General features: G+C 66.4%; 10 protein-coding genes and 2 pseudogenes. 2 read left to right on the top strand and 10 right to left on the bottom strand.

The genetic code is table 11. The annotated features are described in order from the left end of the window. The 6 genes and pseudogenes from FVW27_RS19630 to FVW27_RS19605 all read right to left on the bottom strand — a co-directional run. Positions 1–378 (bottom strand): annotated as a pseudogene (locus FVW27_RS19630) (hypothetical protein); the annotation flags it as partial. Positions 379–387: 9 nt separating this feature from the next. After that, the gene (locus FVW27_RS19625) at positions 388–816 is read right to left on the bottom strand and encodes a response regulator (protein ID WP_167128561.1); all 429 of its coding nucleotides are present in this window, start codon (positions 814–816) and stop codon (positions 388–390) included. Beyond that, positions 785–3,418, bottom strand: a complete 2,634-nt coding sequence (locus tag FVW27_RS19620) for a PEP/pyruvate-binding domain-containing protein (protein ID WP_167128558.1) — start codon at positions 3,416–3,418, stop codon at positions 785–787. The genes FVW27_RS19625 and FVW27_RS19620 overlap by 32 nt, the downstream gene beginning before the upstream one ends. 57 nt (positions 3,419–3,475) lie before the next feature. After that, positions 3,476–4,240 (bottom strand): TIGR02186 family protein, encoded by a 765-nt coding sequence (locus tag FVW27_RS19615; protein ID WP_167128555.1) that lies wholly within the window; start codon positions 4,238–4,240, stop codon positions 3,476–3,478. Between the two features lie 2 nt (positions 4,241–4,242). Beyond that, on the bottom strand, positions 4,243–5,181 hold the full coding sequence (locus FVW27_RS19610) for a sulfite exporter TauE/SafE family protein (protein WP_012611852.1): 939 nt from the start codon (positions 5,179–5,181) through the stop codon (positions 4,243–4,245). Positions 5,182–5,213: 32 nt separating this feature from the next. Beyond that, a complete protein-coding gene (locus FVW27_RS19605; protein ID WP_167128552.1) occupies positions 5,214–5,606 on the bottom strand; it encodes a universal stress protein in 393 nt (130 codons plus the stop codon). A 244-nt stretch (positions 5,607–5,850) separates the two neighbouring features. Here FVW27_RS19605 and FVW27_RS19600 point away from each other — a divergent pair, with 244 nt between their 5' ends. Next, a complete protein-coding gene (locus tag FVW27_RS19600; RefSeq protein ID WP_167128549.1) occupies positions 5,851–7,461 on the top strand; it encodes a sensor histidine kinase in 1,611 nt (536 codons plus the stop codon). Beyond that, positions 7,461–8,807: a sigma-54-dependent transcriptional regulator gene (locus tag FVW27_RS19595; protein WP_208294896.1), complete on the top strand. Its 1,347-nt coding sequence runs from the start codon at positions 7,461–7,463 to the stop codon at positions 8,805–8,807. The genes FVW27_RS19600 and FVW27_RS19595 overlap by 1 nt, the downstream gene beginning before the upstream one ends. 313 nt (positions 8,808–9,120) lie before the next feature. On the opposite strand, the gene FVW27_RS19590 is transcribed toward FVW27_RS19595, so the two are convergent. The 4 genes and pseudogenes from FVW27_RS19590 to FVW27_RS19575 all read right to left on the bottom strand — a co-directional run. Beyond that, complete coding sequence (locus FVW27_RS19590) at positions 9,121–9,708, bottom strand: cupin domain-containing protein (protein WP_243838591.1); 588 nt, start codon at positions 9,706–9,708, stop codon at positions 9,121–9,123. Positions 9,709–9,859: 151 nt separating this feature from the next. After that, a complete protein-coding gene (locus FVW27_RS19585) occupies positions 9,860–10,975 on the bottom strand; it encodes a GGDEF domain-containing protein (protein ID WP_243838590.1) in 1,116 nt (371 codons plus the stop codon). 324 nt (positions 10,976–11,299) lie between these two features. Beyond that, positions 11,300–11,740 (bottom strand): HIT family protein, encoded by a 441-nt coding sequence (locus FVW27_RS19580; RefSeq protein ID WP_208294898.1) that lies wholly within the window; start codon positions 11,738–11,740, stop codon positions 11,300–11,302. A gap of 8 nt (positions 11,741–11,748) precedes the next feature. Next, positions 11,749–11,968 (bottom strand): annotated as a pseudogene (locus tag FVW27_RS19575) (UDP-N-acetylmuramoyl-tripeptide--D-alanyl-D-alanine ligase); the annotation flags it as partial.

Genomic DNA, 11,968 nt, shown 5'->3' with positions numbered 1-11,968 from the left:
AGCCGCCCCCGCAGCCGTGATCGCGCCCGTGTCCGAACGCGGCCCCGCGCCGTCCATGCCTCCCGCCAGCACGCCGCCCAGCGCGCCGCGCAGTTCCTCGTACCGGTCGTACAGCGCAACGTAGCCGTTCCCGGTCAGCGCGTTGAGGTTGTAGACCACATGGTGCACCAGCCGCGACAGTTCGTGCACCGAAGCCTCCAGAAAGGCCCGGTCGAAGATGTAGGCCCCGCCAAGGGCCTGATCCATTTCCGCCATGCGCTCCAGCGCCTGCGTGTTGCAGGCCAGGATGCGTCGGAAGTTCTGGAACAGCGCCCGGATGCGCCAGCGGGTATCCGCCGGGGGCTGCGCGCCCCCGCGCGCGGAAAACGGCCACCACATGCGCACCCCCTAGCTGCTCGTGTCCTTTCCGGCCCCGCCGTCCGCATCGCCCCGTTCCGCTCCCTCGCGCAGTTCAGCCTCGATGCGCCGTACGCAGTCCAGGATGTCGCCCAGCTTGAACGGCTTGGCCACGAAGTCGAACGCGCCCTTGCGGAACGATTCCTTGGCCGTGTCCAGCGTGGCGAATCCGGTGATGACCACGATGCGCGCCTGCGGCTGGATCTGATGGGTGCGCTCCACCACCTGCAGGCCGTCGGCCCCTTCCATCTTCAGGTCCGTGACCACCACGTCGAACGGGGCTTCCGCAATGCGTTGCAGCGCGGTGGCGCTGTCGGTGCAGGTTTCCACCTCGTACCCCGCCTTCTGGAAGGCGGGTTTGAGCCGCTTGCAGACGATGGGTTCGTCGTCAAGTACCAGAATGCGCAGTCGTGACGGCATGTCCGCCCCCTGTTCGTTTGGTGGGGTCGTCGTGGTGTGTCGCGACGACGTTGGAAATGGCCTCCATGAAGGTTCGCACGTGGTCCGCCACCTGCTCGTCGCTGTGCATGCGGGCGTCGAGCTGGCGGGCATAGCCCACCAGTCCGCCCAGCATGCGCATGCGCAGGAGCATGCGCGGCTCCGACAGCTTCTTGATACGGCCTACCACGAGGTCGCCGTGAACCTCCACGCGAAAGTCGAAGCGTTCCAGCACCTCGGCCACGAAGCGCGCCCGGCGCGAGCGCCGCACCAGTTCCGTGACCCCGCCAAGAAAGCGGAAGTGGATGTAGTTGTCGTTGATGGTGCTGCCTATGTAGGCGTCGATGATGTTGAAATGATAGCCCAGCCGCATGTTCACGTTCATGTATTCGCGCAGCACCACGGCCAGGTTGCGGCCCACCTCGCGCGGGCCCGCCTGCGAGGCGCTGAAGGTGCGCGTGAAGCTGGACATGAAGCTGCCAAGGTCCACCGGCACCGGGGCCGTGTCCCACATGCCCGATTCCGTCAGCCCGTCCAGAAAGGCGCGCAGCGGCACGGAGCAGACCTGCCCGGTGACCAGCCCGGCCTCTTCGGGCAGGCATTCGGTGCCGCCGCCCGCGTCGATGACGGTAAGACCCAGCGGCGGGCCGTCCAGCAGGCGGCGGGCCGGGGCATGGTGCAGCGCCTCGTGCCGCTGGCTGAGGTCCACCAGCGTTTCCACGGCCTTTTCGTGAATGTACCGGGTGATGTCGTGGTAGGTGCGGCAGGCCCTGGGCTTGAAGTCGTCGGCATGCGGGTCCACCAGGTTCAGCGGCGAGATGCGCTTCAGCAGGCGGCGCAGCAGACGGTACTCGTACGATTCCTCGAACACGTCGGTCTCGGTCCGTTCGAAACGGTCCAGCTCGGCGATGCGCCCCCGGTAGACCACGTTCTGGGTGGCGTCGAGGGTGATTTCCTCTCCGTCGCGCAAGAGTTCCGTGGCCACTTCGGTGTTCACAACTGCGGGCACGCGCTGTTCGCGGGCAATGGTGGCCATGTGTCCGGTGGGCGAGCCCACGTCGGTGATGATGCCCTGCGCCCGCCGCATGACCCGCGCATAGCGCGGCGAGGTGTACTTGGACACCAGGATGCCGCCGTCAGGAAAGGCGTCCAGGTCCGTGGCGTGGTCCACCAGCACCACCCGGCCCACGGCCACCCCGCGCTGGGCCACCATGCCCCTGCCGGACAGGATGACCTCTGCCCGGCTGGTGGCGTCCTGCACCGGCACGCACAGGCCCGCTTCCGCCGTGGTGCACAGCGGGCGCGATTGCAGCACGTGCAGTTCGCCTTCGGCGTCGAAGGTCCATTCCACGTCCTGCGGACGTTTGTGATATCGTTCCAGCGACATGCCCGCGCGCGCCAGCTGTTCCAACTGGGCGTCGGTCAGGCAGGGGGCGTCCTGCATGTCGGGGGGCACGTCTTCCCAGGTCATGTCGCCCTTGGGCGCGGGTACCATGCGCCGCGCCTTGTGGGCGATTTCGCGGATAATGATCCGGTAGGGCGGGGTGCGTTCCAGCAGAAAGGTGTCCGTTGCCGTCTCGCCGCCCACCACGGCGGCACCGCCGCCCCACGCGGCGCTGACGACCATGGCCTCGCAGTTGTCGCCCGCATGCAGGGCGCAGGTGTACAGCACGCCGCTTGCCCGGCTGTGGGCCATCAGTTGGCAGCCCACGGCCATGGCCACTTCGGTTTCCCGAAAGCCCCTGTCCAGCCGGTAGCGCCACGCCTCCACGGAATAGACGCTGGCGATGACGTTCTTGTACGCCTCCACAACCCGGTCGGGCGGCACGTTCAGCTCCGTGGCGTACTGCCCGGCAAAGCTGGCGTCGCCGTCCTCGCCCCAGGCGCTGCTGCGCAGGGCCAGGCGCAGGGGCTGCTTGCGGCGCATGCCCAGCACGTCCACCATGGCGTCGATCTGGGCCACCAGCCCCCACGGCAGGGGGGCATCGTGGATGCCGCGTTGCATGAGCTCGGAAAGTTCGCGCAGGCCCTTGTCGGTGCCGTCCCAGTCCTGCATGCCTTGCTGGGCAAGGGCCAGCAGGCCGTTGCGGGTCATGAAGGTGAAGAAGGCGGCGGTGGTGATGGCAAAGCCGTCGGGCGTGCGCAGGTGCAGGCGGTTGGACAGGTCGCCCAGTTGGGCCAGCTTGCCGCCCACCTCGTCCTCGGCATCCGGGCCGATGTCGCGGAACGGCAGCACCAGCCGCCCCCCCTCGAAGTGGTGGCGCCCGGCGATTTCCTCCTGCAACTGGTGCTGGATGCGCTCGAAGGCCAGGAACAGCTCCACGTTCTTGCGCTGGCCCAGCACGCTCATGTCCGAGATGAGCTTGAAGACGTGGTCGTCCAGCTGTTCGCAGGCATCGACGATGTACTGGCGGTCGAACACGTATTCGCCGCCCAGTTTGTCGCCCATGTCGGCCATCAGTTCGAGGATGCGGTTGTTGCGTTCGAGGATGCTCTTGAACTTCTTGAAGAGCAGCGCGAACGGCAGCCCCCGCGAACCGCGCCAGCGGGCGAGAAGGTCGGCCATGTGCGAGAGGATTCCCACGGCTGCTCCGGGTTCGGGGGGCGGCGGACCGCCCCCCGGTAGTGGCGGGGTGCCCTGTTAATGGGCACCCTTGCTCTGGAATACCAACCCCACGGCCAACCCGGCCAGGATGGCCACCAGCGTGGCCAGCACGCCGTACAGCAGCCCCCGGTCGAAGGCCATGTGCGCGAGCCACGCGGGCGTGCCCACCAGTTCGGCCCGCACCGGCACCGAGGTGGAACCCACCACCTGCCCGTCGCGCAGGGCGAACACGTCCACCGTGTAGGTGCCGGGCGACATGCGCGAGGGGATGTCCAGTTCGGCGGAGAAGGCCCCGTCGTCGGTGACGGTGATGCCGCCCACGCCTTCACGGTACAGGCCGTCGTGCTGCTTCAGGCGCACCAGTTCGGCGGGTACGTCCAGCACATCGGCACCCTGGGCTGCCGCGCCGTCTTCCTGCTTCACCCCGGCGCGCACGGCATCGAGGCCAAGGCCGGTGCCGCCGATGTCCGCCAGCGGGCGCGACGAGGTCACCAGGTACACCGAAGGCACGTCGTGCAGGTGCACGGTGCCCATGTTCATCCACAGCAGGCCGAAGGCCTTGCCCTTCTGCCGCAGGGCCAGGTCGCCGGATGCCCCGGTGAACCGGGCCACGATGGCGCTGCCGCGCGGTGCCTCGCCCGAAAAGTGCAGGGTGGTGCCGGTGTACGAAGTGCCGATGACGATGTCGCCGGGCTTCACGGCCAGGGCCACGCCGCCGTCATCGGCACGGGCCGTGGCGGCCAGCAGGCACAGGCACAGGAGCAGGCCGGTAATGATGTGCAGCGGATGCGTGCGACGCATGGCTAGTGCCCCCCCGCGTAGGCCAGCAGCACGTCGGGGCGCGCCAGCAGGTCGAAGAGCATCTTGCCCATGACCGCGAGCACCAGCGTGGCCAGCAGGATCTTCAACTGGTCGCCCTGCAGCTTCTTGCCGATGCGCGTGCCCACCTGCGCGCCCACGGACGAGCCGATGAGCAGCAAGAGGGCCAGGATGAAGTCCACGGTGTGGTTTTCGACGGATTGCATGACCGTCACGTTGACGCAGGTGAACAGGATCTGGAACAGGCTGGTGCCCACCACCACGTGCATGGGCATGCGCAGCAGGTAGACCATCACCGGCACCATGATGAACCCGCCTCCCACGCCCATGATGGCGGCCAGCACGCCCACCAGCGCGCCCAGCCCCAGCGGCATGAGCAGCGAAAGACGCACCCCGGAACGGGGGAAGTCCGTCTGCCACGGCATGCTGCGGATGCAGCGTTCGTACAAGGATTCCCCGGTCGGGGCGGGCTTGGACGCGGCCCCGGCACGCGGGGCGCGCAACGCCTGCAGGCTTTCGAAGAACATGTAGCCGCCCACCAGCCCCAGCATGAGCACGTAGGTGACGTTGATCAGGAAGTCGGCGTTGCCCATGGCGCGCAGCAGCTTGATGATGCGCACGCCCACGCTGCCGCCTGCCACGCCGCCCACCAGCAGCAGCAGTCCCATTTTGAAATCGACGTTGCCCAGGCGGAAATGGGCCAGCGTGCCGGAGGTGGAGGCCCCCACGATCTGGTTGGAGTCGGATGCGGCGGCAACCGTGGGCGGAATGCCCAGCATGATCAGCAGGGGGGTCATCAGAAAGCCCCCGCCCACGCCGAAGATGCCCGAAAGCAGCCCGACGGCCCCGCCAAGGCCCAGAATGGCGGCGATGTTCACGCTGTTTCCTGCTATGGGCAGGTACATGTGCAGCGGTATGTTCATACGTCAGCCTCGTTGTGGTGCATCAGCGCACGTTATGCACGTTTGGGATTCACGATCTCGACCCGGCACGAAATCCGGTGGCACAGCGCCTGCAACGCGGATACGGCATGGCCGGTGGCAGCATGATCGGTGGGAGCCGCTTCATGAATGAGCAGCGTTATTCCGTGGGTGTTCACGAATGAAACTATGGCGTCCTCGTATCCTCCTTCGGCGATGAAATATTCCACGGGTACTCCTTCGGCCTTGGCCGCGCCCACCAGCAGTTCCAGACGCTGGCGCACTGCACCGCCGGAAGCCCCGGCCCGCGTGCCGTTCACGAACAGCACGTACAGCCGGGCCCGGATGCGGCGGGCCAGCGAACAGCCATGGGCCAGCGCCTCCCAGTGGGCGCGGCGTTCGTCGATGCCAACAAGAATGCGTTCCATGCACGACCTCGTGCGGCGCACTAAGCAACCGCGATGCCATGCGGGAACGCATTTTTTAATGAGTTATTTCGATGTATTGTGAAGAAATGGAGCGAAGGAGGGGTGTCCGGACTATTCCATTTTGAACAGCCTGCGCGTAAACATCGTGAAAAATGTTTCAATATGGGAATCGGACAGGTGTCGGCGCTCGCAGCGGGCGGGTATTCACCAGTGTCCGGCGATGGCAACCGACCAGGAATACAGCATGAACAGTCAGCAAGATTCCTTCGGAAACGACCAGTCTTCCTCCTCGGGCACGCCTGCCGTAACGGGCACCACGGGTACGGCTGGCGCACCGGATGCGCCCCCTGCCGTATCCGAGCGGGCGGGGAAGGGCTGCGCCTTCGGCTGCCCCCGGCAGTTCTTCCGCTCCATCAAGGGAAAGATCTTCATCCTGTTCGCCGTGACGTTCATTTCCATCGGCGCGCTGGCCGCGCTGAACTACTGGAGCCTGTCCACGGTGAGCCAGCGGCTGCTGCTGGGTGAACGCTACGACGACCTCCTGAACAACATCCTGGAGGTGCGCCGCTACGAAAAGAACTACCTGTTCTACCGCGATGCGGGCAGCCTGACCGAAAGCCTGGCCTATCTGGAACGCATCGACGCCCTGACCGCGGAACTGGCCGAGGACATGGCACTGGTGGCGGGGCAGGTGGAGCTAGTGCGCTTTCGCGACCTGCTGGGTCGGTACGGCCATTCGGTGCGCACACTGGTACAGGGCGGCACGGCCAATCAGGATGAGTTGCGCACCCTCGGCAAGTCGCTCATCGACGAGGCCGACGCCCTGCGCAAGCAGAAGCGCGAACGGGCGCACAAGGCGCTGGAACGCACGCTGGTGCTGCCCCTGGCCTTTCTGGCGGTGTTCCTGCTGCTGATGGTGCTGGTCATCAAGCTCATCTCCACGGGTCTTTTGCGGCCCCTGGACATGGTGGCGGCCACCACGGGCCGGGTGGGGCGCGGCGACTTCAGCCCCATCGCCACCGGGGCGGAACAGCTGAGCGAGATTGCCAGCTTCATCCACGCCTTCAACCGCATGGCGCACGAACTGGCCGTGAATCAGGAGCACCTGTTGCAGGCCCGCAAGATGGCGGCGCTCGGCACCTTCACGGCGGGCATTGCCCATGAACTGAACAATCCCATCAACAACGTGCTGCTGAGCGCCGAAGGCCTGCGCGAGGACTATGGCGAAGGCATCGACGCCGACGGGCAGGAAATGATCGGCGACATCATGCAGCAGGCCGAACGGGCGTCGGACATCGTGCGCAACCTGCTGGACTTTTCGCGCACCGAGCACCCCACCTTCACGGCGCTGCGCCCGGCGGACATCATCGGCTCCACGGTCAGCCTGCTGAAGAATCAGGTGATGCTGTCGGGCATCGGCCTTTCGGTGCACGTGCCCGCCGATCTGCCCATGGTGCGCGGCGACCTGCGCAGCCTGCAACAGGTGTTCATGAACCTGCTGCTCAACGGCATTCAGGCCACGCCGCGCGGGGGCAACGTGGCTGTGGTGGCCATGGGCGTGCCGCCGGGGCACGTGGCCTTCGAAGTGCGAGATTCCGGCCCCGGCATACCGGAGGACATTCGCGAGCACATCTTCGAGCCGTTCTTTTCGACCAAGGAAGTGGGCAAGGGCACCGGCCTCGGCCTTGCCGTCACCTACGCGCTGGTGCACCGGCACGAAGGCCGCATAGAGGTGCACGGCGGCGAGGGCCGGGGCGCCACGTTCACGGTGTTGCTGCCCGTGGCCCGGCCCGCCGGGGACAGGAGGGATGCCGGCATGACGGATGATGCCGCGTCCGAAGAGGGGGATATCTGATGCTGTTGTTGCGCGTCGCCATCGTTGACGACGAACCCGTGGTTTGCAAACGCCTCAGCCACGCCCTGTTCAAGGAAGGCTACGAGGTGGAGGCGTTCATGAGCGCCCGCTCGTTTCTGGAAGCCATGATCGACCGGCCCTTCGATGTCGTGTTCTCGGACATGCGTCTGCCCGATATGGACGGACTGGAACTGCTGCCCAAGATCAAGGCCCTGCGACCCGAGACCGAGGTGGTCATCGTCACCGGGTACGGCAGCATTCAGACCGCCATAGAGGCCATGCGCGAAGGGGCCTTTCACTACGTGACCAAGCCGGTGAACTTCACCGAGATTCGGGCCATCGCCAAGCGGGCGCAGGAAAAGATCGGCATGCGCATGGAAAACGCCCGCCTGCGCGAGGCGCTGCTGGGCAGTTCCGGCCTGTCATCCATCGTGGGCAACAGCCCGGCCATTCAGGACTTGTTCGCTCTTGTGCGCAAGGTGGCCCCGGTGGACTGCAACGTGCTGATCCAGGGCGAAAGCGGCACCGGCAAGGCGCTGGTGGCCCTGGCCCTGCACCACCTTTCCCCGCGCAAGAACCAGCCGTTCGTCACCTTCAATTGCGGCGGATTCACCGAGGAACTCATCAGCAGCGAGCTGTTCGGCTACGAGAAGGGGGCCTTCACCGGGGCCAGCGCCAGCAAGGTGGGCCTGCTGGAAGCGGCCAGCGGGGGCACGGTGTTTCTGGACGAAGTGGGAGAAATGCCCCTGTCCATGCAGGTGCGCCTGCTGCACGTGCTGCAGGAGCGGCGCATACTGCGGGTGGGTGGGACAAAGCCGGTGGAGCTCGACATCCGGGTCATTGCCGCCACCAACCGCGACCTGAAGGCGGAAGTGGAAAAGGGCACCTTCCGCGAGGACCTGTTCTTCCGGCTCAACGTGGTCAGCACCACGCTGCCGCGCCTGGCCGACCGGCGCGAGGACATCCCCCTGCTGGTGCGCCACTTCATCGACAAGTACGCGCTGGCCTTCCGCAAGTCGGTGCACGGCATCGACGAGCAGGCCCTGGGCGCGCTGACGGGGTACAGCTTTCCCGGCAACGTGCGCGAGTTGGAAAACATCATCGAGCGGGCCGTGGCCCTGACCGACGGCCAGACCATTGGTCTGCTGGATCTGCCGGAGGACATCCGCAACCTGGAGTTCGACACGCTTGAAGGCGACGGCCTGCCCACCCTGGCCGAGGTGGAACGCCGCTATGTGATCAGGATTCTGGAAAAGACCGGCTACAACAAGCGTCTCGCCGCGCAGGTGCTGGGCGTGCCGCGCACCACCCTGTGGCGCAAGCTGAAGGAATACGGGGTGGAGTAAGGGGAAAGGAAGGCGTGCGGGTGCTCATGGCTGTGTCCGATTTGCTGCGGCGCGGCGGCATGCCATGCGCCGCGCGTTGCCCGTTGGAAAAGGCACGAGATCGCCGGGCGTGGGGACAGGGGGGAGATCCGGAGTCGGGTATGCGCCCGAACCACCAGTGTAGTCCATATTTGCGCCGTGTGCAGGCCCTGATTTTTTCCCAGGGGGGCGCAGGACCGTGGGGAAAAGGTGCGTCAAGGGAAGCCGACGGTGGGACGGTCGGGCGCATGCGGGGCACGACATGCGCCGCCGGGGGGGGGGGGAGGTGCCCCGCCTACTGCCCCTGCTTGACGGCCAGCGGAGTGCCCGCCTGCCCGGCGTAGAAGACGATGATCTCGGCGGGTTCGCTGCCGGGGTTGAAACCCTGGTGCGGGGTGTTCACCACTTCCACGATGGGGTCGCCCGCCGCGAGGCGCAGTTCCCTGCCGTCTTCCGTGACCACGACGAGTTGCCCGCGCGTCAGCACCCCGGCGTTGATCACCGGGTGCTGGTGCAGGGGCAGTCGCGCACCCGCCGGAATGGTGATGCGCAGCATGGTGACCTGCGGCTGGCCCTGCGGATAGGCGGGCAGCAGGGCGCCGTCCCAACTGCGCTCCGACTGGACCAGTTGGACGGAGCTGACGGCTTGGCCGGCAACCTGGCCGACAACCTGGCCGACAACCTGGCCGACAACCTGGCCGACAACCTGGCTGGCGGCCTGCGAAGGGGCCTGGGGGGCGTCCGGCGCGTGTGCGTGCCGGGCCGCGCAACCACCTGACAGCGTCAGTGCGGCCAGCAGCAGGAAGGAAGACATCCGGGAGGCATGGCCGACGGGAGAGGGCGCGAAGGCCGTGTTGCGGGAGAAGGGGGGAGAAGTTCGCATGCTGTTCCCCAAGATGTGTTCAGGTGCGGGGCCAGGGGTGGGAACCGGCGGCGGGTCGACCGCCATGCGGAATCGGAGAAACGTCCGGAGTGCCCCGGCGCAGTCTGGCTCCTGTCAGCCCCCCCCCGGTCGGGCGGCGATCAGACGGCACTCAGGGGGCGGTGGCGCCCGCCTTGAGGTGCTTCTGCCGCTTGCGGTCATACATCAGCGTGTCGCACCGCTTCAGCAGGGCGTCAACGCATTCGCCGTCGCGCGAGCAGGCCAGCCCGTAGCTGAAGGCCACGCGGTACGGCCTGCCCGAGGTCGCATCCTGCTCTGCCAGGGAGTTTTCAAGGGTGCAGAGCCGTTCGTAGAGCGCGGCGGGGTCGTTATCGAACTGGACCACGGCGAACTCGTCACCGCCAAAGCGCATCACGCTGAACCCTTCGCCAAAGGTCTCGCGCAGCCCTTCAGCAAGCGTCAGCAGGGCCATGTCCCCGGCTGCATGCCCGTGCCTGTCGTTGATGGCTTTCAGGCCGTCCATGTCCAGCAGGGCCACGCACATCTTCAGTTCGCGCATGCGCCGGGCCTTTGCGATGGCGTTGCGGTAGGCGGTCCTGTTGGCCAGCTTGGTCAGTTCGTCCCGTTCCGACGAATTGATGAAGACGGTCACCATCAGGATGATGCATGAGATGGCCCAACTGCTCCACATGGTAAGAAATATGAAATACTGGAGCTGAAAGGCCGCCGTAAGGGCGGGCAGGGCCAGGGCCGTGGCGAACAGGGCTGTTTCTTCCGTCCTCAGGCGGTTGCGTCGGCGTATCAGGAAACCCGCCGCCAGGGCTTGGTAACCGTAGAAAACGACAGGGGATACGACGAACCACGGCCCGCGCGAATAGGTGTTGTCGGGCGCGATGGAGAACAGCAGTCCCGCGTTGTAACTGAGCATTGCCAGCACCGCGTTGCACGCGAGGGGCAGTGCCCAGGCCAGGGTGGCCGATGCGGTAAGGCGCACCCCGGTCCAGTGATGCAGGAAGGTCCATGTCAGGAAGGCGGGTACGGGCACCAGCAGAAAGCCGATGCTGTTGACCAGCTTGCCAAGGGGGACAAGTCGTGCGTCGTCGTGGACCGTGGCGTTGAAATTGGAATCCAGTGCCACGCTGCATGCTTCAAGTACCAGCAACACGAATACGCACACCATGACGGCAACAAGGTGCCGATGGGCGGGAATGCTCTTGTCCAGCTTTACAGCCGCCACGGCAATGGCGGGAAGCAACGCGAGACACATGAGTACATCGACGTGGATCGTGGGCAGATACGTCATGGGAAGTGTGCCTGCTGTGCGTACGGGGCCACATGCTGTTGCAGTTGCACATTGGGGGGGCGTATGGCGGAGCACGTTTGCGGAAGCGGGCCCGTGTCGCTGTCGTGTCGTCTCCGTCACCGCGTCCGTGGCAGTAGAGCGTACCGGAACTGTTCCGTCAAGAGGTCGGGATGACGGGAAATACACGATGCCTTGAAGGGGACGGCGGTGGAGGAGGGGGAAATAGGAAAAACGAGTGTCAGCAGGGGCACACGGACTGGCGGGGCGCCGCATGCGGGCGGCGGCGGGTCAGTCGGCCGGATAGCCCATGCGACCGGGAATGACGCCGCGCACGCCGCCGCGCGGGTCCGGGCAGTCGCCCTGGCGGCGCGGGATGAGATGGATGTGTGTGTGCAAGATGGTCTGCCCGGCGTCCGCGCCGCAGTTGACGCCGATGTTGAAGCCGGTGACGGCGGGGTCCACCGCCGTAATGTGTGCCCGCAACAGGTGGAGCAGGGCGTCCGCGTCGCGCCGCTCCTGCTCCGTGAGACCAAACCAGTCGACCACGTGCCGCCGGGGGATGATCAGCATGTGCCCCGGCGCGACGGGGTGCCTGTCCGCCACGGCAAGGCAGGTGCCGTGCACGTGCGGAGCCCGCGCGGCCATGCCTTCGTCGCAGAAGGGGCAACCGTGCTGGCGCTGGTCGTCTTGCACGTTCTGGGGGGCGTGAGCGTCGGCTTTTTCCGGCATGCGTGCCCCTACACCCGCACCTTCTTCTCGTACAGGTCGGGCAGATCGTTTTCCAGCAGCACGGCGTCGCCGGGGCCGATGTTGGCGGCCAGCCAGGCGCGGGCGGAGGCGAAGTCCGGGCATTCCACCACAAGTTGGTCCGGCCCGGCGGCGGCGCGGAAGGCATCCACCAAGGTGGGGATGCGGGCCGGGGCCACGGCCAGCAGCACGTCGGCGCAGTCTGCGGCG

The sequence above is a fragment of the Nitratidesulfovibrio liaohensis genome, from assembly GCF_011682075.1.
GTDB classification, from domain to species: Bacteria; Desulfobacterota; Desulfovibrionia; order Desulfovibrionales; family Desulfovibrionaceae; genus Cupidesulfovibrio; species Cupidesulfovibrio liaohensis.
Note: the sequence above shows the minus strand (reverse complement) of the source record. Positions and strands in the feature narration are given on the sequence as shown.

What these genes read in the sequence shown, in the direction of transcription:
- FVW27_RS19595 (WP_208294896.1), top strand. Translation starts at nt 7,461, where the DNA reads ATGCTGTTGTTGCGCGTCGCCATCGTTGACGACGAACCCGTGGTTTGC.
- FVW27_RS19610 (WP_012611852.1), bottom strand. Translation starts at nt 5,181, where the DNA reads ATGAACATACCGCTGCACATGTACCTGCCCATAGCAGGAAACAGCGTG.
- FVW27_RS19605 (WP_167128552.1), bottom strand. Translation starts at nt 5,606, where the DNA reads ATGGAACGCATTCTTGTTGGCATCGACGAACGCCGCGCCCACTGGGAG.
- FVW27_RS19600 (WP_167128549.1), top strand. Translation starts at nt 5,851, where the DNA reads ATGAACAGTCAGCAAGATTCCTTCGGAAACGACCAGTCTTCCTCCTCG.
- FVW27_RS19625 (WP_167128561.1), bottom strand. Translation starts at nt 816, where the DNA reads ATGCCGTCACGACTGCGCATTCTGGTACTTGACGACGAACCCATCGTC.
- FVW27_RS19615 (WP_167128555.1), bottom strand. Translation starts at nt 4,240, where the DNA reads ATGCGTCGCACGCATCCGCTGCACATCATTACCGGCCTGCTCCTGTGC.
- FVW27_RS19580 (WP_208294898.1), bottom strand. Translation starts at nt 11,740, where the DNA reads ATGCCGGAAAAAGCCGACGCTCACGCCCCCCAGAACGTGCAAGACGAC.
- FVW27_RS19590 (WP_243838591.1), bottom strand. Translation starts at nt 9,708, where the DNA reads ATGCGAACTTCTCCCCCCTTCTCCCGCAACACGGCCTTCGCGCCCTCT.
- FVW27_RS19585 (WP_243838590.1), bottom strand. Translation starts at nt 10,975, where the DNA reads ATGTGTCTCGCGTTGCTTCCCGCCATTGCCGTGGCGGCTGTAAAGCTG.